Source organism: Streptomyces desertarenae (assembly GCF_042681365.1).
Classification (GTDB): domain Bacteria; phylum Actinomycetota; class Actinomycetes; order Streptomycetales; family Streptomycetaceae; genus Streptomyces; species Streptomyces desertarenae.
Genome location: NZ_JBHUFU010000004.1, coordinates 292,210 through 314,165 on the forward strand (window position 1 = coordinate 292,210; position 21,956 = coordinate 314,165).

The 21,956-nt window shown below is 71.8% G+C and carries 23 protein-coding genes; all 23 read left to right on the forward strand.

The genetic code is table 11. The features are described from left to right. The first annotated feature begins 481 nt into the window (after positions 1-481). The 23 genes from ACFSJS_RS09360 (at position 482) to ACFSJS_RS09470 (ending at position 21,910) form a co-directional block, all read left to right on the forward strand. Positions 482-1,591 carry a C40 family peptidase gene (locus ACFSJS_RS09360; RefSeq protein WP_380898836.1) on the forward strand — a complete coding sequence of 370 codons (1,110 nt, stop codon included), beginning with the start codon at positions 482-484 and terminating at the stop codon, positions 1,589-1,591. 104 nt (positions 1,592-1,695) lie between these two features. Next, positions 1,696-2,010: a DUF6112 family protein gene (locus ACFSJS_RS09365; RefSeq protein WP_380898941.1), complete on the forward strand. Its 315-nt coding sequence runs from the start codon at positions 1,696-1,698 to the stop codon at positions 2,008-2,010. After that, the gene (locus tag ACFSJS_RS09370) at positions 2,010-2,702 is read left to right on the forward strand and encodes a hypothetical protein (RefSeq protein WP_380898837.1); all 693 of its coding nucleotides are present in this window, start codon (positions 2,010-2,012) and stop codon (positions 2,700-2,702) included. Before ACFSJS_RS09365 ends, ACFSJS_RS09370 begins: the two co-directional genes overlap by 1 nt. Before the next feature lie 41 nt (positions 2,703-2,743). Continuing rightward, positions 2,744-4,138: an SCO6881 family protein gene (locus tag ACFSJS_RS09375; RefSeq protein ID WP_380898838.1), complete on the forward strand. Its 1,395-nt coding sequence runs from the start codon at positions 2,744-2,746 to the stop codon at positions 4,136-4,138. 81 nt (positions 4,139-4,219) lie between these two features. After that, positions 4,220-5,692: an SCO6880 family protein gene (locus ACFSJS_RS09380; RefSeq protein WP_380898839.1), complete on the forward strand. Its 1,473-nt coding sequence runs from the start codon at positions 4,220-4,222 to the stop codon at positions 5,690-5,692. Positions 5,693-5,723: 31 nt separating this feature from the next. Further along, positions 5,724-6,188: a DUF6238 family protein gene (locus ACFSJS_RS09385; protein WP_380898840.1), complete on the forward strand. Its 465-nt coding sequence runs from the start codon at positions 5,724-5,726 to the stop codon at positions 6,186-6,188. Between the two features lie 41 nt (positions 6,189-6,229). Continuing rightward, entirely contained in the window at positions 6,230-6,769 is a 540-nt protein-coding gene (locus ACFSJS_RS09390) for a hypothetical protein (RefSeq protein ID WP_380898841.1), read from the forward strand. 30 nt (positions 6,770-6,799) lie between these two features. Next, on the forward strand, positions 6,800-8,314 hold the full coding sequence (locus ACFSJS_RS09395) for a VirB4 family type IV secretion system protein (protein ID WP_380898842.1): 1,515 nt from the start codon (positions 6,800-6,802) through the stop codon (positions 8,312-8,314). Positions 8,315-8,321: 7 nt separating this feature from the next. After that, positions 8,322-8,795, forward strand: a complete 474-nt coding sequence (locus ACFSJS_RS09400; protein WP_380898843.1) for a hypothetical protein — start codon at positions 8,322-8,324, stop codon at positions 8,793-8,795. Between the two features lie 179 nt (positions 8,796-8,974). Then, a complete protein-coding gene (locus ACFSJS_RS09405) occupies positions 8,975-9,376 on the forward strand; it encodes a hypothetical protein (RefSeq protein WP_380898844.1) in 402 nt (133 codons plus the stop codon). Between the two features lie 117 nt (positions 9,377-9,493). Further along, on the forward strand, positions 9,494-9,988 hold the full coding sequence (locus ACFSJS_RS09410; protein ID WP_380898846.1) for a hypothetical protein: 495 nt from the start codon (positions 9,494-9,496) through the stop codon (positions 9,986-9,988). Between the two features lie 36 nt (positions 9,989-10,024). Continuing rightward, a complete protein-coding gene (locus ACFSJS_RS09415; RefSeq protein WP_380898847.1) occupies positions 10,025-10,483 on the forward strand; it encodes a hypothetical protein in 459 nt (152 codons plus the stop codon). Then, positions 10,480-10,788, forward strand: a complete 309-nt coding sequence (locus ACFSJS_RS09420) for a hypothetical protein (RefSeq protein ID WP_380898848.1) — start codon at positions 10,480-10,482, stop codon at positions 10,786-10,788. Before ACFSJS_RS09415 ends, ACFSJS_RS09420 begins: the two co-directional genes overlap by 4 nt. 1,297 nt (positions 10,789-12,085) lie before the next feature. After that, a complete protein-coding gene (locus ACFSJS_RS09425) occupies positions 12,086-13,114 on the forward strand; it encodes a NucA/NucB deoxyribonuclease domain-containing protein (RefSeq protein WP_380898849.1) in 1,029 nt (342 codons plus the stop codon). Between the two features lie 73 nt (positions 13,115-13,187). Beyond that, complete coding sequence (locus tag ACFSJS_RS09430; RefSeq protein ID WP_380898850.1) at positions 13,188-13,688, forward strand: hypothetical protein; 501 nt, start codon at positions 13,188-13,190, stop codon at positions 13,686-13,688. 103 nt (positions 13,689-13,791) lie between these two features. Continuing rightward, the gene (locus tag ACFSJS_RS09435; protein ID WP_380898851.1) at positions 13,792-14,226 is read left to right on the forward strand and encodes a hypothetical protein; all 435 of its coding nucleotides are present in this window, start codon (positions 13,792-13,794) and stop codon (positions 14,224-14,226) included. An 865-nt stretch (positions 14,227-15,091) separates the two neighbouring features. Further along, complete coding sequence (locus ACFSJS_RS09440) at positions 15,092-16,561, forward strand: hypothetical protein (RefSeq protein WP_380898852.1); 1,470 nt, start codon at positions 15,092-15,094, stop codon at positions 16,559-16,561. Between the two features lie 148 nt (positions 16,562-16,709). Beyond that, a complete protein-coding gene (locus ACFSJS_RS09445; RefSeq protein WP_380898853.1) occupies positions 16,710-17,123 on the forward strand; it encodes a hypothetical protein in 414 nt (137 codons plus the stop codon). A gap of 295 nt (positions 17,124-17,418) precedes the next feature. Beyond that, entirely contained in the window at positions 17,419-17,808 is a 390-nt protein-coding gene (locus tag ACFSJS_RS09450) for a hypothetical protein (protein WP_380898854.1), read from the forward strand. Then, positions 17,805-18,590, forward strand: a complete 786-nt coding sequence (locus tag ACFSJS_RS09455) for an SPDY domain-containing protein (protein ID WP_380898855.1) — start codon at positions 17,805-17,807, stop codon at positions 18,588-18,590. The genes ACFSJS_RS09450 and ACFSJS_RS09455 overlap by 4 nt, the downstream gene beginning before the upstream one ends. Before the next feature lie 27 nt (positions 18,591-18,617). Further along, complete coding sequence (locus tag ACFSJS_RS09460; RefSeq protein WP_380898856.1) at positions 18,618-19,484, forward strand: SPDY domain-containing protein; 867 nt, start codon at positions 18,618-18,620, stop codon at positions 19,482-19,484. Between the two features lie 287 nt (positions 19,485-19,771). After that, the gene (locus ACFSJS_RS09465) at positions 19,772-20,077 is read left to right on the forward strand and encodes a hypothetical protein (RefSeq protein ID WP_380898857.1); all 306 of its coding nucleotides are present in this window, start codon (positions 19,772-19,774) and stop codon (positions 20,075-20,077) included. Between the two features lie 42 nt (positions 20,078-20,119). After that, complete coding sequence (locus tag ACFSJS_RS09470) at positions 20,120-21,910, forward strand: type IV secretory system conjugative DNA transfer family protein (protein ID WP_380898858.1); 1,791 nt, start codon at positions 20,120-20,122, stop codon at positions 21,908-21,910. Positions 21,911-21,956: the final 46 nt, after the last annotated feature.

Consider the following 21,956-nt stretch of genomic DNA (forward strand, 5'->3'; position numbering starts at 1 on the left):
GAGAGGGGGCTCCCTCGCGCAAAGGAATCCGGCAGGGCTAGAAACCAGGTGTGCAGAAGCCCGGGATACCGCGAACCGGAGGCGAAGGGAGTCCTAAAACTGTAGAGGCGAATCGGCCGCTGACCAAGAAGTGCCGTACTGAAGGCGCGGATTCCGACCCCTCATACCGACTTTTTGGTCAACCGCCGATCTGGGCCTACTGTTTTGGAACCGCCCGGCGCACACCGCCGCTGGCACCTCTTCCCACCACGCCTCGCGGAGGTGCCCCCTGCCCCGGCACACCTAGCGACCCCGGCCCGCGGACCGAGCGGCAACTCGCCCGCAGACCGGCACCTCTCGATCGCCCGTCTCGGCTGCCGCGCCCCTTCCGCCCCTCACCACGCGTACGCGGCACGCCGGACCCCGCTCCGAAGGAGATCTTCGTGACGTCTCGTTACCCGCCCCTGCCCGCACCCTTTGCTGGGCGAGGAGGCCAGGCCGGTTGAAGGCGCTCGCCGCCGGCATCGGCGTCGTCGTCCTCTCCCCCGTCCTCCTCGGCGGCGCGGCCATGACGATGGCCTCCTCCAGCAAAGCCGCGACCAGCGCCGTCGACCAGTGCCTTCCCGACCTGGACACCGGCAAGGTCACCGAGCAAGTAACCAAGATCCTCAACGGCGCGGACGCCTCCGACATCCGCGTCGAGGGCCTGGACCTGCCCGGTGAGCAGATCCCGCACGCCCAGACCATCGTCGCCACCGGCATCAGCCTCCAGGTGCCCCGGCGCGGGCAGATCGTCGCCCTGGCCACCGCCCTGCAGGAATCCCGGCTACGCAACCTGAACTACGGGGACCGCGACTCCCTCGGGCTGTTCCAGCAGCGGCCCAGCCAAGGCTGGGGCACCGCCGAGCAGATCCGCGATCCTGTCTACGCGTCCGAGAGGTTCTACACGGCGCTTGTGCGGGTGAGCGGCTGGCAGCAGATGACCGTGACCCAGGCCGCCCAGGCGGTGCAGAAGTCCGGCTATCCGGATGCCTACGCCCAGTGGGAGCCGCTGGCGACCGCGCTGCAGACGGCCATCACCGCCACCTTCCCCGGCGCCGGTGACGGTGCCGGCCAGGAGACCGGCGACGCTCCCCCGCTGTCCGAGTGCGCCACGGAGGACGGCTCGTCCTTCGGGAAGATCCCCGAAGGCGCCGTACCGGACGGATACGAGGTTCCCGAGGACGCCGACCCGCGGGCCCGCACGGCGATCGTCTGGGCGATGCACCAGCTCGGCACGATGTACCAGTGGGGCGGCACCTGCACCGCGCCGCACGGACCCGACCCGATGGGCCGCTGCGACTGCAGCTCACTGATGCAGCAGGCGTACGCCAAGGCCGGCGTCCAGCTCACCCGCACCACGTACACGCAGGTCAGCGAAGGTAAAGCCGTCTCACCGGACCGGCTGCGGCCCGGCGACCTGATCTTCAGCCGCGGCACCGCCGCACGCCCTGAACACGTCGGCATGTACCTGGGCCAGGGGCTCGTCATCGAGGCCCCGCGCACGGGCAAGCCCGTACGCATCACCCCGCTCACGGACTGGACCGTCCTCGCCATGCGCCGCGTCGTCTGACCCCGCTGCCTGCGGCCGACCCTCCTCGCGCGCCTCGCGCTCTCCTCTTCTTCCTCGCCTCTCCCGCCCGGGCCCTTCAGCCTGCGCACACAAGGAGTCCCGCCATTTCCATGTCACTCGCAGACCGTGTCCTTCACCTGGCCTACGACCCGGGCATCTCCCCCAAGGGCGGTGGCCTGCCGGGGCTTTCGGTCCTGAAGAACGTCGTCTCCAGCATCAACATGTTCGGCATCATCGCCGTGGTCGGCGCCCTCGCCGTCAGCCTGGCGGTGTGGGCCTGGGGCCACCACACCGGCGGCCACCAGGCGGAGGCGAACGGGAAGAAGGGCGCGGTCGTCGCGGCCGGCGCCGCGCTCGGCCTGGGCGCGGCCAACGGCATCGTGGCCTTCTTCTCGGCCCTGGGATCGCAGGTCCAGTGATGCCGAAGCGACTTCTCCCCCTGTCGGGCCACGGCATCGGCTGGTCTGCCAACCGCCGCATCCTCGCGGTCGCGATCGGGCTGGCCTGTCTGCTCGCCATCGCCGGCACGACCGCCTACCTCACCGGGCGCGGTGAACAGCACCGCTCCTCCCCTGCTTCCCCTCCTCCCCCAGCCTCGTCGGGCAGCTCGGCGCCGTCCCAGGACGCGCAGGAGCCCGGCACCGAGACGGGTTCGGTGCCCCGGCCGCCGCGGATCTCGGATCCGGTCGCCTTCGGCAAGGCGGCCGCGGTGATGCTCTGGTCCTACGACACCCGCGACACCAGCCATGAGCAGCAGCTCGCCGGCATGGAGGCGTGGATGACCGAGGAGAGCGAGTACAGCGACTGGTCGTCGGTCTCCGCGCAGGTGCCGGACTCGGTCCTGTGGTCGCGGATGGCCGACCAGCGGCAGCACGCCACCGCGTCCGCCTCCGAGGGCCACTACCCGTCGGCGTTCAAGCAGGCCCTGGCCGAGGACCCGTCCGCGATCACCGAGGCGTACATCTACGCCGTGACCGTCACCGGCAAGCAGCGGATCGGCTGGGCGGACGGCGGGAGCGGGGCGGAGGACCGCTCCGTCACCCTCGCCGTGCAGTGCCGCCCCTCCCAGGACTGCTCCCTGGTCGCCATCGCACCCCGCGTCGCGCCCTGACCGGCCCTGAGCCCTGAGCAAGAAAGGAGGGCCACCTTCCCGTGGGCTTCTGCGATCTTCCCCTCGCGGACAAGCTGTGCGCCGTCGGAGACGCGGCCGACTTCGTCTCCAATCCCGGCGAGGCGATCGGCAACTGGATGGCCAAGTCGGCCGGCGAACTCGCCGCCGCCGCGACGGACCTCGCCGCCGAGGCCGTCAACACCACCACCCGAGTGGACCTGAACGCCGGCTGGTTCCGCGACAACTACGAGCTGATTCTGCCGATCGGCCTGATCGTCCTGGTCGGTACGTTCTGCGCCCAGCTCATCCGTGCCGCGGTCCGCCGGGACGGCCAGGCCCTCACCCAGGCGTTCACCGGCACCGCGACGGGCGTGCTGTTCGCCTTCTCCGCCATCGCCCTGACCACGGTGGCGATCGAAGTGGTCGACGCCCTGTCGGACGGGCTGCTCAAGGCGGCGAACACCTCCGTCGAGGACGCGGTGCGCCGCATCGTCAAGGTCTCCCAGATCGGAGCCCTGACCAGTCTGGGCTGGCTGGTGCCGACCATCGCCGCTCTGGGGGCCGCGATCGGCGCGGTCCTGTACTGGTGCGTGATGATGGTCCGCAAGGTCGGCATCCTCGTACTCGTCACACTGGCGGTGTTCGCCGGGGCCGGCGGAGGCTGGGAGGCCGCGCGCCGGTGGCGCAGAGGGTGGATCGAGGCCACCGCCACCCTGGTCGTCTCCAAGCTGCTGATGACGATCGTCTTCCTGCTCGGCATCTCCGCGATGGGTAACACCGAGGCCACCGACGGACTCGCCGCGCTCGCCGACGTCATGGCCGGCATCGTCGTCATGGTCCTGGTCCTGCTCTGCCCGTACGCCACCTTCAAGTTCGTACACTGGGCCGCCGAGGGCTCCGACAGCGAGTCCCTCCATCGCGCCGGCGGAGCCGGAGCCCAGCTCGCCAGGCAGCACACCGAGCGCGCCGGGCGGAAGGCCGCCGCGATGGCGGCCACCGCCGGAACCGGCGGTGCCGCGGCCGGAGCGGGCGCCGGGGCTGGGGCCGCGCCACAGGGCCCGGACGCGATTCCGGGCGGTGGTGGGTTCCCCGGGGATATCGCCCCCGCCCCGGTCGGTGGAGGAAACCAGAAGGGCCCGCAGGGCGGTGGGGGCGGTACCTCGTCCGGCGGCGACGCCATCAAGTCCGGTCTGGAGAAGGTCGTACAGCCCGCGCCGACCAGCGTCACCGACGACACCGCCGGCCAGGTCGGCGGCGGTCCGGGCACTGCCGCCGCTGCCGGTGGCCCAGGGTCCGGTGCCGCGCCCGGCCGGGTCGGTGGGTGGAGTTCCACACCGCCCACCACCACGCCTCCCCCGCAAGGTGCTCCGCCGTCCTCCGGCTCACAGGCCGCCGGCAGTGGTGCGGCGACCCCGCCGCCCCCGACGAGCCCCTGACCGTCCTCTCCCCGCCCGGGGGCGGGACGTGCACGCCGCTCCCCGCCCCCGGGTCCCGCCCGCGCCCTCTGGACCAGCCCTTTGTCTGATCTTTCCATCGCCCCGGTCACGGTGAAGTTCCCGCACCGGTCCCGCCGCGGCATCCTCCTCGGCCTCTCCTTCCCCCAACTCCTCCTCGCATCGGCTGCGTTGGCGCTACTGCTGGTGACGGTGGTCTCCACCGGTCTGCTCGGCGTCGTGGCGCTGGCCCCGCTGTGGGCCGCGGCCGCCGCGCTGGTCGTGATCCGCCGCCACGGCCGGTCCCTGATCGACTGGACGCCGATCGTCACCCGCTACGCGTACCGCAGCCGCACCGGGCAGACGCTGTGGCTGGCCCGGCCGGTCACCCGGCCCCGCCAGGACGGCGTCCTGCACCTGCCCGGCACCGCGGCCTCCCTGAAGGTCGTCACCCCCAGCGACTCGGCCAACGGCGCCGCGGCCGTCCACGACCCGCACCACCAGACCCTCACCGCCGTCGCCCGCGTCTCCTCCCGCGCCTTCGCCCTGCTCGCCCCGGCCACCCAGAACGCGAACGTCAACGGCTGGGGCCGGGCCCTCGCCGGCATCGCCCGCACCGGCCACGTCGCCCGCGTGCAGGTCCTGGAGCGCACCGTCCCCGACTCCGGCGACACCCTCGCCCGCCACTGGGCCCGGCACGGCCGGGCTGAGGCTCCGGTCGCCGGGCAGATCTACTCCGAACTGGTCGCCTCCGCCGGACCGGCAGCCGCCCCGCACGAGACCTACCTCGCGATCTCCCTCGATCTGAAGGCCGCCAGGCGGCTCATCGGCCAGGCGGGCGGCGGACTGCCCGGCGCGTTCACGGTCATGGAGCAGACCACCTCATCCATCACCCAGGCCGCCCGCAACTCCGGCCTGACGGTCACCGGCTGGCTGTCCGCCCGGGAGATCGCCGCCGTCATCCGCACCGCCTACGACCCGAGCGCCCTCGCGGCCCTGCAGCAGTGGTCCGACAACGGCCGGGCCGAGGCCGACCCGGCCGCCGCCGGGCCCGTCGTCCAGGTCGAGGAGTACGACCGCCTCGCCACCGACACCGCACGCCACGCCACGTACTGGGTGGAGAACTGGCCGAGGGTGGAGATGGGCGCCGGGTTCCTGCACGGGCTGATGTTCACCGCGGGCGTGCGCCGAAGCCTCTCGCTCATCTACGTCCCACAGGGGCTGGAGTCCGCGCTCCGCGACGTCCAGCGGAAGAAGGCCGCGATCATCGCCGACGCCAGCGAGCGGGCCCGCCGCGGGCAGGTCGACAGCGAGGAAGACTCCGTCGAGTACGCCGACGTCAAGACACGCGAGCGGCAGCTCATCGCCGGGCACGCCGATGTCGCCCTGACCGGCCTGGTCACCATCACCGCCGACACTGACGCCCTCCTCGACGCGGCCTGCGCGCAGATCGAGACCGCCGCCGTCACCGCCGGCGTCGACCTGCGCCGCCTCAACTACCAGCAGCCCGACGCCTTCACCCTCGGCGCCCTGCCGCTGGCCTGCACCGCCCTCTGAGCCCGCACGGCGGCAGGAAGGAACCCGCCCTTTGACCTCTCCCCCACGTCCGGACGACGCGCACCCCTACCTTCGAGCCGCCAGCGCGGGCATCCGCCATCACACCCGCGCCCTCACACGATCCGCACCTGCCACTCCGATGCCTGTGGACCGCGTCCATCTCGACGTGCTGCACGCCCACCTCACCGCCCTGCACCAGCTCCTCGACCGCCTCACCGACGCGGCCCGTCCCCCGCATCCCGCCGCGGGCCGCCACCTCGCCACCGCACACACCCGGCTCTGGCAAGCCACCGCCGCCGTGCACGACGCCTTCCACCTTCTCCCGGCCGCCTCGGCCGATGCGACCGAGTGCCATCCCGAACGGCTGCCCGACGGACCGCCGGTGCTGACCATCTGCCAACGCCACCTGGCCGTCGGCCACGCCGTCCGCCGCAAAACCACCCCCAACGACCTCAAGGGCCCGCCGCACGGCCACACCACCCACCGCGCCGCATAGCCCTCCCCCCGCCCTTCATCCGGGCAACAGAAAGGCTCCCTTTGCGCAAGCTCACCCGCGCCGCCTCCACCGCCCTGATCGCCACCGCGGTGGCCGCCACCGGCCTGGCCACCGCCGCCCCGGCCTCCGCCGCCGGATACCGCTGCACCACCAGCCACAAGAGCATCGACGACGCCGCCTACAACGGGCCGTGGCCCGACAACTGGAACGTCACCACCACGATCTGCGCCAAGCGATCCGGATCGTATGTGTACACCTACGCCAAGCTCTCCTGGGACGGCCCGGTCTACGCCCGGGCCGACGACAGCGGCCTCTTCGACGGCGCCTACTTCCGGCTGCAGATCAAGCGGTCCCAGTCCGGCACCGACCCGATCCTCACCTCCCGGGCCCACCACGGCATCGAGGCACGGCTGGAGGACTCCACCAGCGGCGCCAACTACAACAACAGCTACACCACCGGCACCCTCGCCTACCGGATCGGCAGCGCCCGCGGGCTCGGCGACGGCGAGCTGCGCCTGGACTGGAACAACGACGGCGACGGCTACCGGACCCACCGGTTCTCCGCCTCCCCCGTCGTCTGAGCCCGCCCCGCTTGTGAAGGCCCGCCTGCCATGACCCACCGGTCCGCCCGCCGAGCCCGCCGCGCCTCGGCCTCCCCGCTGTTCACCCCGCACGGCACCGACCGCGCCGCCCGCAGGGCAGCCCGCCGCCGACTCGCCGAGGCCACCGCCAAGGCCCGCTCCGCGACCACCGCCCACCCGGCCGGACACACACCGGCCGAGCCGGAGATGCCGCCTGCCGTCTACCCGGCCGGCGGGCGGCCCGGCGCCGCCTCGGCCCGCGGAAACCGGCTGAAGCTGCCCGCCCACCGGATGACCACCGCGGTCGCCGCCGGGGCGTACCCGTTCCTCGCCGAGGGCGGGCTGGGAGCCGAGGGCGTCTACATCGGCCGCGACGTCCACGCGGAGGCGAGCTTCGTGTTCGACCCGTTCGCCCTGTACGGCAAGGTCGAGGGCTTCACCAACCCCAATGTCCTGCTGGCCGGGGTGATCGGGCAGGGCAAGAGCGCTCTGGCCAAGTCCTTCGCGCTGCGCTCCGTGGCTTTCGGCTACCGCGTCTACGTGCCCTGTGACCCGAAGGGCGAGTGGACGCCGGTGGCCGCCGCGCTCGGCGGCACATCCATCGCCCTCGGCCCCGGACTTCCCGGCAGGCTCAACCCGCTGGACGCCGCGCCCCGCCCGGCCTCCATCGCGGAGACCGACTGGGCCGGGGAGGTCCGCAAGCGCCGGCTGCTGCTGCTCGGCTCCCTGGCCCGCACCGTTCTCGGCCGGGACCTGCTGCCGATGGAGCACACCGCCCTCGATATCGCCCTCGACGCCGTCGTCACCCGCGCCGCCGACTCAGGCCGCACTCCGCTCCTCGGCGACGTCGCCGCCACCCTCAACAGTCCCGACCGGCTCGACGAGGCCGCCGGGCTCATGTCCGGGCGGCTCGGGGATGCGGCCCGAGACCTCGCCCACGCCCTGCGCCGCCTGGTCCACGGCGACCTGGCCGGCATGTTCGACGCCCCCTCCACCGTCGCCTTCGACCTCGCCTCGCCGATGCTCACCATCGACCTGTCCCGCCTCGGTGACGGGGCTGACGACACCGCCCTCGTCCTGGCCATGACCTGCGCGAGCGCCTGGATGGAATCGGCCCTCACCGATCCGCACGGCGGCCGGCGCTGGATCGTCTACGACGAAGCCTGGCGCCTGATGCGCCACCCCGGACTCCTCCAACGCATGCAGGCCCAGTGGAAACTCTCCCGCGGCCTGGGCATCGCCAACCTCATGGTCATCCACCGGCTGTCCGACCTGCTCACCGCCGGCGACGCCGGATCTCGCGGCCGGGCCCTGGCCGAGGGCCTGCTGGCCGACTGCTCCACCCGGATCATCTACCGGCAGGAGACCGACCAACTCCACGCCGCGGCCACCCTCCTCGGCCTCACCTCCGTCGAAGCCGAAGCCATCGCCCACCTCAACCGAGGCCGCGGCCTGTGGAAGGTCGCCGGACGCTCCTTCGTCGTCCAGCACCTCCTCCACGCCCACGAGCGGGCCCTCTTCGACACCGACGCCCGCATGCACTGAAAACCCCGTGAGTTCACAGATTCCCGATCCCACTCCCGGAGACACCCTGACCACCCCACACAAGACCCCACCAGCGACTCCCCTCCCCGTCGCCCCGAGTGATCCCGAAGGCCGCTACGTCTACGGCCGGGCCGTCCTCGACCTGACCGACCGCCTCAACGCCGCCGGCACCTACGAAGAGACCGCCACGCTCACCGACCACGTCCTCAACCCGACCGACGGGCTTCTCGAACGGCTCGCGGACTTCTTCGAGGCAGCCGCCGAGAAGGCCAAAGAAGCCGAGAGCGAAGACGGATTCGACCTGCACGACGACCTCGACCACGCGGCGGCCTCCCTGCGCAGCCTCGGCGAAGACCTACACACCGCCACCGACCGGATACGCGTACTCGCACCGCCGTCGCAGGCCGCTGGACCGCCCCAGTGCATCGCCGCTACGGCCGTGCCAGCGCCACCGCTCACCACTCCCGGCCGCACACGCTGACCCCTGGAGCCGGGCCCATCACCTAGGAGGCTCCCCTGCAACATCCCGATTTCGAGCTGTACGACAACGTCGGCCGCGACGCCGACCAGATCGCCGCCGCCCGCTACGGCATCGCCACCCGCAGTGATCTGCTCCGGTGGGCGAGGCGGGACGCCAAGCCGTTCCTGGCCGAGCATCCGTTGCCGGACAAGCCCCTGCCCAGCCCGGACCTCGCCCCTTACCTGGCCGCGCTCGCCGCAGCGGAGACCCCTGCCGAGGTCAGCGCCGTCACCCAGCATCTTCTGGATGCCGCCGAACCCGCGCTGCGGGCGGTGAGCGACTACCTCTTCGCCGCCGCCCAGTGGCGTGGCCGGCACCGCGGCGCGGCGAAGGGCTCGCCGCCCAAGCTACTGATGGAAGCAGCCAGCCGGAGCCTGTCCGTGGCAGCCATCGCGGACGAAGCCGACCTGACGACCCTGCGCGCCGAGTACGACCCGGCACCGACGCCGAACCTCCCGCCGCCGAGCCAGGCACGGGCCTCGGCGGGGCTCCCCCCGGCTTCGCCGCACGCCCCGCCCGCCGGCCCGACACCCGGCCGGTAACCTCCCCCCTTCCGGAGGCCCCTCCTGTCGACCCGTTCCTTCATCGCCCGCCCATCCGAGACCGGTTACACCGGCATCTACGTCCATCTCGACGGCCAGCCGAGCGAGAAGCTGCCCATGCTCCTGGCCGCCTACCAGCACCGGTTCGGGCAGGACGTCGAGGCCATGGCGCGGCACCTCGTGGACGCCGTCGCCGTCGGCTGGGAGGAGCTGGGCACCGACCTCCTCGACAGTGCCCCGCCCGAGATCATCACCGCCCTGACCGGCGGAGAGCGGTGGCCCAGCAGCACCCTGGACCACCTGATCACCCCCGACGGCTCCCCGCCCGTCCGCATGACCGTCACCGAGAAGACCGCCGCCGACCAGGACCTGCAGTGGGGCTACATCCTGCGCCCCCACGGGATCGAAGTGATCAGCCTGCTCCACGCAGCTGCCGGTCCCGTCGTCACCTGGAACACCGACCCCCGCATCGGATTCAGCGACCACCCGGCGCACTGGCCCGCCCCGGCCTCGGCGCCCGGTGTTAACCCTGCACGTGCCGCCCGGCCGCCCCTGGTCTCCCCCGCCACGGCGCGAGGAAGCTCTCACACCGCGCGGCCCACCCGCCGCTGACTCACCCGCTCCAGCCATGAGGAGGATCCCGCCCCTTTGGACCCTGGCACCCATTTCGTCTTCGGTACCCACGACGACCACGGCTTCGTCGCCGCCTTCACCTCTTCCCTGCCTGCCCATCTGGCGACCTGGTTCCTCACCCGGGAGCAGTTCGAGCCCGTCCCCGGCAAGCCCGGGCTGTTCCGGCTCACCGAGCCCGAGCGCGACGGCCCGCGCCGCACCCGCCAGGCCGTCCACGACCTGCGCCGTCACGGCTACACCGTGTACGCCGACCATGCCCTCGACCCCGCAGCCTCGGCCTCCCCACCGCGCCCGGCCCGGTCGGACGGGCTGACGGAGCGCCGCAGCCGCCTGGCCCAGGCAGCCGCCGGCCGCTCCCTGCAGCGCAGCCCGGCCCCCACCACCGCACCGCCTGCCGCTCGTCCGGTCCCGCCGAAGCCCACCTACGCACCTACCGCCCACCTGACCGCGTCGACACCCGGGCGGAGCCGGTGACCGACAGCAACGGGTCGATCCGCATCACCCGCGGGCAGGGCGGTCAGGTCGACGTCGGCGGCGTCCTCGATCCCCTGGCCGCAGACATCCTGCGCCGCACGGGCTTCTTGTTCGAGCCGTCTTTGCGCGGCCACTGGGTCCGGCTCCCGTTCGACATGGGGTGCGACTGGGAGAACGAGCGCGCGACCTGGGCTGCGGAGATGCTGACCGCCGCCCGCTACCCGGTGTACCTCGACCTCGACCTGCGGGTCGACGCCCCCGAGAAGACCGCCCCCCCCCCGCACCGGCACGCCTACCGGCCATGACCGCGCAGGCCCCTCCCGGCCGCCGAGCCCACCGCTGACGCCGACCACCAGGAGACACGATCACCGACGTCCCCACGGCCGCCGAACTCTCCCAGCCGACTCGTGACTTCCGACTGCGGATGGCCGTCATCGACCGCCAAACCGAGATCGCACCCAATGCCACCCAGGACCGCTACGGACGCACCGTCCACCAGTACAGGCCGTCGCCAAAGGCAGGCGGTCCCCTCGCCTCTGGGTGACCGTCCACAGCCTTTGGAACGGTCACCATGGCCGAACGGCACGGACAGGACATCCTCTCCAGTCTGCTGCCCGCCGCGTTCGTGACCGGTAGCTTCCTCGGTGGACTCCTCTACGGGCGCCATGCATCGCCGGGCTCCACCACCGGCCAACTCCTCACCGCAGCGGACGCGTCCTTGCCGGGTGGCTGCCGCTGCTCACGCTCCCCGGCCCGCACGCGGCCACCGCTGCGGTCGTACTGCCCGGCGTCTTCATCACCGTCGTGGTCACCTGCGCCTACGCGGCCACCACGCCCTCACTCCCACAGGCCGCACCAGCGAGGCGTACACATGGCTGATTCTCTCGATCGGCGCCAGACAGGCAGCCGGAACCGCACTCGCGGACGCCTCGCCGATCGCGCACTCGTCGGTGCCGCGCTGCCCGGCATCGGGGCCGCCCTCGTCCCAACCTTCCTGTTCCTGGCCCGCTCCGGGGCCAACTCCCCCACACGCACTCAGCGGAGCTGACTCCCCGTCCCTTTCTCACCCTGGAACCGGAAGACCGAACGGCGCAGCGCTGGCCTCGCGCACAACACCGCACGCCGCCCGCAAGACAGCCGAGAAACGCGGTGTCACCCAGCACCACGCTCCCGCACCTCCACCAGAGGTGTGTTCCACGGCTGGCCACGCAAGTTTTCGGACAATTGTCCGCGCGGTGTACAAACCTGCTTCAGGCGTCACTAATGTCCCGTCTGTGTCTGCTGGCACGAGAGCAGACACCCGTCACAGACCGACAACCACGGAGCAGTTTCGTGCACAGATCTTTACGATCCGTTCTTACTCTGCTGTCCCTCACCTGCCTCCTGGTGATACCCCTGGGCGCCACCGCCCAAGCGACCGAGGAATCCACCCCTTCCTGGACGGTCGCCGAACTCACCCGCAAGGGTGGCCCCGACGGCAAGGCCACCGCGGAAAACGCGGCGCCTCACATACCGTTCTCGGACTCCCTCAAGGAACGCAAGAATCGGCTCCCCAGCGAAAGCCTCGAGAAGCGCAAGGCCCGCCTCGAGCTGGTCAAGAAGATGAACCGCGACACAGGTGCGGCCTTCGGGCCTGCCGCGGTGGACATCGACATCATCGACTGCCAGAACGAGCCGTACTCCTACACGGACTCCGGCCTGGTCATCGACCACTTCTCCTGGTGCCAAGCCAGCTACTACGACGTGGAGATCAAACGCTGCACCTCCAGCGGCAGCTGCACCACCGTCGGCAAAGCGGACTTCCGGCTCACCACCATCGGACACGGCACGGACGGCGACCGCAAGGTGGAGTTCGTGACGCTGATGGACGACGTCACCCTCACAGGAGACGTCGGGCAGGTGTCCAGTCAGTTGCTGCGGATCAGCATGGAGTGCACTCCCTACTCCAGCGCGCAGTGCACCGCTGACGCGAACAACGGCAAAACCGACACCATCTCCGGCTGGCAGTCCGTGCCCTCCACCTTCTTCCGCTTCACCTCCCCGCTGACCGGGTCGACCGGCACGGACCAGATCAGCTGGTACGACTTCCACAGCACCCTGACCCTGGTGGGTGCCAACAGCGTCGAGATGGGCGGGAACGGGTTCCGTTGCGACTCGGCCACCTACGTCTACAACAAGGGCTGTGTGTTCGATCTCGTCATTGAACTGTGGTACGACCTCAGCGTCAGCAACCCCGATGTCGACGAGACCGCCTACCACATCTACGAGGCCCAGTACTGGCCCGACCGCACCGTCCCGTCCTGGGAAGGCAAGACGGTCCCCGGCTCCATCGACAGCAGCGAGCCGCTCACCCGCGTCTACCATGACAAGTCCCTGCGGGACGCCAACCATCGCAAGGCCGTCAGCACCTGCCGTCAGTACTTCGGCGACGACTATGCGCAGCGCGGACTGGACTGCGACGAGTACCCCTTCCAGTCCACCCTTCAAGGCGCCGCTGCCGGCGACAACCGTTACTCGGCCCGAGCGCTGACCTCCAGCGACAACCAGAACGCCGGCAATCTGCTCGGCCAGTGGTACGGCAGCCAGCGCATCCTGGACGGTGACCCGTTCTATGTCGCCATCATCGAGTAGCACCTGATCACCACACGCGGTTTCGGGGGAAGAGGCTCCCTCTTCCCCCGAAACTGGGACGGATACCTCTCCTATGTCTGAAACCAGCCTCGTCACCACCGCGACTGCCAGCCCACGCATCGAGTACCGCCAGTTCCTGCTGCGCGATGAGGAAGCTCCTCACCACAGCGCCCGGCTCCGCCCCGGCCACATCACTCACCCCACACCCCACGCAGTGGTATTCACCACCGGCGGCAACGACTTCTACCCCGAGGTGCGCATCGAGGTCTGGACGAGCCGACCGCCGCACAGCAATGACCAGTGGGAGACGGTGGAGACTGCGGACTTCGCAGCTCCCAGTGGCCGAGTCCGGGTGCGCGAATGGGACCAAGGCCCTGCCAGCGACGGAATCGACCTCGGCGCACCAGGCACCTACCGCCTCAGGGCATACTGCCGCGGCCGAACGGAGGCTGCCGCACGCGTAGGCCAGGACCTGTACTACCACGGCATCGAAGAATGGCTTTTGCAACTCTGGCCGGCCTGCTCCGACACCGCGCCCCAGTCGGACCGCGGAACGGAGAACTCCTTCCACTGAGGCGGGCCGGAACATAGCCGGGGATCGCCGGTTAGCCAAACCGGCGATCCTGCGGACCATTGATCCTCCCACCGCCACCCCGACCTGCGTGGAAGGATCTTCCGTGACCGAGCCGTGCCTGCCCCCGACCACCCCGGCCTTCGCGCCGACGTCCGACCCGCTCACCCCTGTCCGGGACATCACCCACGCCCACTTCGAGGCCGGGGACCAGGTCGTCGTCCTCAAAGGAGTCGCCGGCGGGGAGCTGTGGGGGGACTCCATGCGTGTCGTCGCACCCTCGTGGCACACGCCGACCGACGAGGACGGGTGGCGGCTGCGGGATGCCACGGGCGGAGCCCAGACCTACGTCACTGGCCACCCGCGTTATCTGGTACATCTCTCGCGCCGCTGCCCGGACTGCCTGATCCACCTGCGCGCCATGGAGGACCACCTCCTGCCGAAGTACGCCGGACAGGACGCGCTGATCGACTGCGGCTGGTACACCACCACAGCGCTCAACCAGCTCGTCCACGTCGCCGACGCCCGGGGCGGCCGGTGATCCCGCGCGTCAACGAGCGCGTCATCACGGCCCACGAACCGCTCGGCGAAGCTCTGGGCCGACCCGTGTCGACAGACGAGGGCCTGACGGAGCACACCGTCGTCGCCCACTGGCCCGGCCTGGACTTCTACACCCTGAACGACGAGCAGGCGATGTGGACGTCCGCCCCGTGGGCCGAGCACCTCAAAGACCCGCTCATCGAGCGCCCGTTCGTCGCCAGTCCTCAGGGCGACCGGCGGGCTGTCCTCCACCTCGATGTCCGGCTCCACCCCGGCGACCGTGAGCTGACCGGCGTTGAGTGGGCCGAGGCCGCCCACCGTCTCGCCCGCACCGCCGGCATCGAGACCCCCAGCGACGAGAACGGCTGCCGATGGATCGCCGTCCAGGCCCAGCCCGGGCGCCTCGACCTGATCGCCAACCTCATCCGGCTCGACAGCACCTGGCAGCAGCAGCCCGCCGGCCTCCTGCGGCGGCTCGCAGACGAGGCCCGCCGCATCGAGACGGACCTGCGCCTCCTCTCCGCTCGCACCACCCCCGTCCCGCGTCGGTACCGCGGCCACCGTCCCGAGCGCATCGACGCAGCTCGCCACGTTCCTCTCGCAGCTCGCCAACGAGCAGTCCGGTCCCCTGGCCACGGTCCGCGGACTCGTCGAACACGCCACCCAGCAGATCGCCCAGCAGCCGGGTACCGCCGGCCCCGACACGGCGCACCACCTGGAACTGATCGCCCGCCGCCTCCACAGCATTCAGCAAGACCTCGACGCAGCGGCAACACGCCTGACCGTATCGCCCCGCCCTCGCGCCACCGCAGCGCCGCCCACCGTCCGGCATATCCCACGAAGATCACCGTAGGAGAGACGTCTCTTTGCCTCTGGCTGACCGGCTCCTGGCCATCCGCCGCGACCCGCACTCCGGCGAGGTCCTCACCCGAGGCGGCGACCCGGAAGCCCACAGCATCCTTCAGCGTGCGGGGTTCGTCCCCGTCGTCCGGATCCACGAGACCCACCACCGCGCACCCACCGACCTGACGGTGGAGGAGGAAGCCCGCCTCGCCACCGAAGCCGTAGCCCGATTGCGGGCCGTCGGCTACCCCGTCGACTGCGACGAGGACTTCACCACCGGCCGGCGCCCGCCTCGCTATCTGCCGCTGGGCGCCCAGGTCACCCAGCTCGCCGAGCGCATCCGCCAGGCCGCCACCACCGGTGAGGTGGCCGAGATCCTCACCGAGCTGACTGCTCCCCTGGACGGGATCCTCGCCGCGGTCGATGCGATCCTCCAAGCCACCGCGGATTTCCACGACGGCATGGACGGTGCGGCCGACCCGTACGTCGCCCGCCGCCTGCGCCACCTCGCCGACGAGCGTCTGCACGTCATACGCACCGACCTTCTCCACACACGGAACGACCTCGCCGACCGGCACGCCCGCATCCCGGCCGCAGTGCCTGCACCGAAGAAGTCCCGGCCTCCGAACGCGAACGCTCCGCTGTGTGCGCCTGCCCGCCTCCGCCGCGCGCTGTGCCGGCACCGCCCCCTCCCTGTGCCGCCGGGCCGCGCCGCTGACACCGCCCACCTGATCAAGGAAGACATGCACGACCACGAGAATTCCGAGCATCTCGCCTCGTTCGCCGACGTTCTCGCCGGTGAACTGCCCGGCACCTGGGCCAGCGTCCATCACCCGGCCGAGAACAAGGACGACCTCGCCGACCTGGCCGACCGCATCTGGGACCTGGATCTGGTCGCCGAGGTCCTCGCCGAGCACCCGCTTCGGCAAGCGGCCGTCCTCACCCGCCAGGACGGCGCACAGCTCGCCGTCCTCAACCGGCCCGGGCGGAACGGATTCCTCATCGCCGCCATCGCCCCCAGCGATCTCCCCGCCGAGGCGTTCCGGGGCATCCGGGAACCGGACGGCATCGCGGTGAGCGACGACCCGTTCCACAGTGCCGAGCTGGTCGCCGGCGACCTGCTGGCCCGCTTCGACGCGGCCCTCGTCCAGGTCCGCTGCACCGCCGCAGGCATCCGGCCGTCCCAGCCGGACCGGGTCGTCCTGACCTGGCAGCCGGACGGCAGCCTCGCCGCCGCCCCGGTCAGCGAGGAGGCCGCTGAGGTCCTGACCGCCAACGGATTCGTCCGCGAAGAGAGCGGCATCCACCGTCTCAGCGGCGACGACACCACCGCGCAGGCCCGCGCCGTGCGGGAGACCGGACCGCAGCTTGACGCACGTGGCATCGCCGTCGCGCTCCAGCACCCTTCGGGCCGGATCGCGCCCACCGCCGTCCCGCCGACGCCCGGACCGGCCCCGGCCGCCCCCCGGGCCTCGACTACCAGGATCCGCTGAAACAGCGCACCGGTCACCCCTGCGCCGTCTTGGCCGGATTCGGTGTCCGCTTCGGTCGGTACTCAACGCCCCTTCACACCGGGCGGCGGCCACGGACCGGCCCGGCGCCAGCTCGCCCCTGCACCCCCACGTCACCGGCCCCACACCCATGGAGGACTTCATCGGCAACCGCGCCGACGGCGAAGGCACCGACGTCGAGATCTACCGCAAGGCGCTGAGCGACACCATTCACGCGGATACGCCGACCGGAGCCCCCGAGAAGCTCCTCGCCCTCCTCGACCGCCTCGGTCTGGAGCGTCAGGAGGTCCGTACCGCCGGGCCGGTCTACGTCTGGCACACCGTCCCCGCCCATCTGCCGGAGGCGGAGCGGAAACGGCTCGCCACCCGCGCGATCCCGGCCCTGCTCACAGCCGGATACCGGGTCAACATCACCCCGGAGCTGTTCGACGAGGCCGCCTACCACCAGGCCGTGCACGACCTGCGCACCGCCCAGGCCCAGCCCGCAGCCTCGCATCCCGCCCCGGCTCCCGCACCCACCACGCCGTCCCGCCGCACCCCGTAGCCCCCACAGGGCGACCCCGGCCCACACTGGCCGGGGTCGCCCCCCGGTCCTCACCTTCTGCTCTGGAGTTCCCGTAGCACCCCGCACGTCCCCGCCCCTCTCCCTGCTCCGCAAGACCCGGCTCGCACTCGCCCTGTTCCGCCGCTGCCTGCGCGCCTGCGCTGCCGGCAGCCGCGAGCGCATCACCCCACCCGCCACCGGCCCGTACGGGGCCCTCCACGAAGCCCGGCACCGCAGCCCCCGCCACTGACCGCCTCCGCCCTCCGGCCGCACCCCGTTCTTGTCCGGGAGGACCATGACCGACCTCACGCCCTACGCTGCCACCCTCGCCGAGGACATCGCTCACCGTCTCGGTCAGTTGACCGAGTACCTCGCCCAGGCCCCGCCGCGCCGGGCCGCCCAGATCCTGGGCAAGGTCCTGGACTGCGACGACGGTGTCCTCGGTCAGGTGACCGCGCTGCTGGCCACCGGCTCGCACTTCGCCAAGCACCACGCCCAGGCCGGTACCTTCCCGCCTGAGGTCTGGCTCGCCCTGGGGCGTGCCTCGAACGAGTTGCACGACATCGGCCTGGACCTCGATGAGCACCTCGCGGACATCCAGCGCCTCGTCGCGCCTCCGGCCGCTGCGGGTGCCACGGCGGCGAAGCCGGTGGCCTCCGACATGGTTGCCAGGAGGCACCGGTGAAGAAGCACCAGGCCGGTCGGGGGTCCGTCGAGCAGGTCCAGCAGTACTACCTGGTGGAGCCGCGCCACCTCGCCGGCGGCGGTGACATGCGGCACGTCGGCGAGTTCCTGCGCGCCTCCGGCTGGACGGACAGGTCCAAGAAGGGCGGCCTGCTGGTCTTCGACAGCCCCGACCGCACGGTCCGGGTCGGGTACGACCCCTTCACCCAGCCGGGCGGCTGGACGATCCGCGGCACCGCCACCCGGCAGCAGGAAGCCTGGCACGCCACGCTCGGCCGGCAGACGCCGGTGGAGATCGTCGCCGGGTTCACCGACGCCCTCACCCGGCCCCGCTCCGCCCACGCCCCCAACGTATGGGCACCTCTGCAGGAGCGGGACTGGAAGACCGAACGCGGCCGGCATTTCACCGCCATGAGTCCGGACGGCAACGCCTTCGTCCAGTTCCACCAGGCCGGGGCCGGCGAGGCGTTCTGGTGGGTCGGTGCCCGCACCGAGCACGGCAGGGCCTGGGATGCCCACTTCACGCCCGGCACACCGATGCACCTGCTCCAGAGTTTCTCCGCCGCGCTGGCCGACCCGCGGCCAGTGATGCGCCCACGCGGGCACGCCCCGCCCAGCGACCGCATCCGCACCACGTCGGTGTCCGTCCTCCCCTCCCAACTCGGCGCCTGGCAGCAGGCCCGCATCACCGTCGCCCGTGCCGCCGCCTGGGCCCGCAACTCCTGGGCCTCCAGCCAACCCCGCCCGCATGCCACCGCCGGCAGTGCCCGCTCACGTCGCTGACCCGCCCCGTACACCACAAGGAGCCCCGTGCCCGACCGCACTCCTGCCCCCTCCCTGGACGACACCCAGTGCGCTACCGACACCCTGTCCCAGCTCGCCGCGTTCGCCGACACCCACGCCCGGCGAATGCCCTTCGACACCACCCCGCGCCACCTCGCCGGGCCCGGCGACGCCCGCCACGTCACCCACGGCCTGGCCGCGGCCGGATGGACCCGCACCTCCGACCCGCTGAGCCCGCAGATCGTCCTGCGCAGCCACGATCATCGGCACAGCCTGCAGTTCGATCCGCAGTCCACCACCTCCGCCTGGTGGCGACTGCGGGCCGAGGCCACCGACACCGAGCCGGGCTGGTACGCCGAGTTCGGCGAACTCGTGCCCGCCGAGCTCATCGGCAGCCTCGCCGATACCCTCATCGCCCCGCCACCGCGCGAACAGCCAACCCCCTGGCGGGTGCTGTCCTCGGCGGGCTGGCTGCTCGACGCGCCGGACGCGGCCCACGCACCGGACGCCCTGTGCCACATCGAGCTGCGCCACGTCGACCACCACGACACGCCGTCCTGGCACATCGAAACCCGTCGGCACGACCACGGCACCCCGGCAGGTCCCCGGATCTGGCACGCCTGGTTCGACAGCCGTACCCCCTCCCACCTGGTGACCGCCTTCACCGCCGCGCTCGCCGACCCCGCCCCGCTCCAGCGCGGCATGTACGACCGCATCGCCCACCACAGCGTCGTACAGCGGCCGAGTCCACTCACCTCGCAGCAGGTCGTCGAAGCGCACACCGCCCGGCTCGATGCCATCCGCCGGATGACCCGCACCATCCACCGGCCGCGGCCGAGAGCGGCGGCCGCCCCGGCGAAGGCCACCACCGCCCAACCGACCGCGCGCCGCTGATCCCGACAGGAGACCTCCGCATTTCCCTCGCCCCCACCTCCTACCGCGAGTTCCTGAACCATCTCGACGGCTTCCTCCGCGACGGCAAGGAGACCCTCGACGCCTGGGACGCGTACTCCGACGAGCACACCGACCTCGACGGCCAGCCCCACGACGACCACGCCTACGGGCTGCGCGCGAGCCGGCGCGACGCCGACACCTCCGCCGCGTTCGAAACCGTCCGCACCGGCGCCCGCCACCTGCTGGCCACGGCCGAGACGCAACTCGGCCGACTGCCCACCGACGCGGTGCAGCACCGCTGGGGATACCAGCTGAGCGTTCTGCGCGGTGCGCTCGACCGGCTCGACGCCCTGCACGCCCAGTGGCTGCGGAACCGTGACAGCCTCCCCGTCGACGCACGGTCCGGCACCCCGGTGTTCGACGGCGCACTCGCCGAGCACCACGCCGAATGCTGGAGCCACCTCGACGACTGGGCCACCCACGGCCAGGCCATCCGCGACATCCATACGGCCGCCCGGTACGCCCCTTCGCCCGTGACTTCGCCCCCGACCGCGACCACGTCCCTCTCGACTGCTTCGAGCCGCACCCGTTGACCGGCTCCGTCTTCGCTCCTCCGCCCGGAAGCGCACCGCCTTTTGCCTTCTCCCAGCAGCTCATCCAGCGACGGCTACGACATCGCCCTCCGCCTTCTCCTCGGCGTGCTCGCCGTCGTCGTCTCCCTGTCCCATCTGGCCTGGCTGTCCGGCAACGTCACCGTCTGGGCCACCGGCCACCCCTGGGCCGGCTACGAGCCCACCACCGCCCTGCTCCACCCCGACCGGCTCTGGCCCCAGGCCGGGGAAACCTCCCTGCTGATCGGCGCCCGCATCGTGCCCGTCGCCGTGCTGCTCGCCCTTGCCGCGGTGGCCGCCGCCGTGTGGTCGCGTCGCAAGGGCCGTGACGGTGGACGGCGGAAGAAGATCCCCGGGATGGCCACGCCGAGGGACATCCAGCCCCTGATGGCCAAGGCGCTCACCGCCAAGGCCCGCTCCCTGCGGCCGAGTCTGAAGAGCGCCAAGCGCATCGACGCCAGGGACACCGGCATCCTGCTGGGCAACCTGCAACGGAGCCGGCACGAGGTCCGCATGGGGTACGAGGACGTCGCGGTCGCGATCATGGCCCCGCGCTCCGGCAAGACCACGTCGCTCGCGATCCCCTCGATCCTCAACGCCCCCGGCCCGGTCCTGCTCACCTCCAACAAAGCCGCGGGCGACGCCTACACCGCCACCCTGGAGGCCCGCGCGGAGGCAGGCCGGGTGTGGTCCATGGACCCCCAGCAGATCGCGCACGCCACCCGCCGGATGTGGTGGAACCCCCTCGCCGACGCCACCACCCTGGACGGCGCCGGACGCCTGGCCGGGCACTTCCTCGCCGCGAGCGTGGACGCGAGCCAGCAGGGCGACTTCTGGTCCAAGGCCGGATCCAACATCCTCTCCCAGCTCTTCCTCGCCGCCGCACTGGACCAGCGGCCGATCACGGACGTGATGCAGTGGCTGGCCTTCCCCGCCGACCGCACCCCGCTGGACATCCTGCGCGACCACGGCTTCGCGGCCGTCGCCGCCCAGCTCAAGGGCACCGTCGAGGGCCCGCCCGAGACCCGGGACGGCATCTACGAGACCGCCCGCCAGTACGCCGCCGCCCTCCTCAACAGCGAGATCGCCTCCTGGGTCACCCCGCAAAGAGACGTCCCCGAGTTCCGGCCGGCCGACTTCGTCACCTCCACCGACACCCTCTACCTGCTGTCCAAGGACGGCGGCGGCGGAGCGAGCGCGCTGATCGCCGCGTGCGCGGACTCCGTCATGCGGGCCGCGACCACCCAGGCCGAGCGCGCCGGCGGACGCCTGGACCCGCCGATGCTGGCGATCCTGGACGAGGCCGCCAACGTCTGCAAGATCAGCGACCTGCCCGACCTGTACTCCCACCTCGGCAGCCGCGGCATCATCCCGATCACCATCCTGCAGTCCTACCGCCAGGGCCAGAAGGTCTGGGGCGACGCCGGAATGGACGCACTGTGGTCCGCCAGCACCATCAAGGTCATCGGCTCCGGCATCGACGACCCGGACTTCGCCGACAAGCTCTCCCGCCTCATCGGCGACCACGACGTCCCGACCACCTCCACCTCCCGCTCCGAGTCCGGCAGGTCGACCTCCGTCTCCATGCGGCAGGAGCGGATCCTGCCCGCCGACGCCATCCGCGCCCTGCCCAAGGGCACCGCGCTGTGCTTCGCCACCGGCCTGCGCGCCGCCATGCTCGACCTGCGCCCCTGGTACGCCGAACCCGGCGCCGGCAAGCTGGCCGCCGCCTCCGACCGCGCCTCACAGGCCATCACCACCCGCGCGGTGGCCAAGGCCACCCCACGCCAGGACGGCCAGGGGCCCACGGAGTGAAGACGCCTGATTCGCCGGACGCACCCGCTCGGCCCGGGCTCGTTCC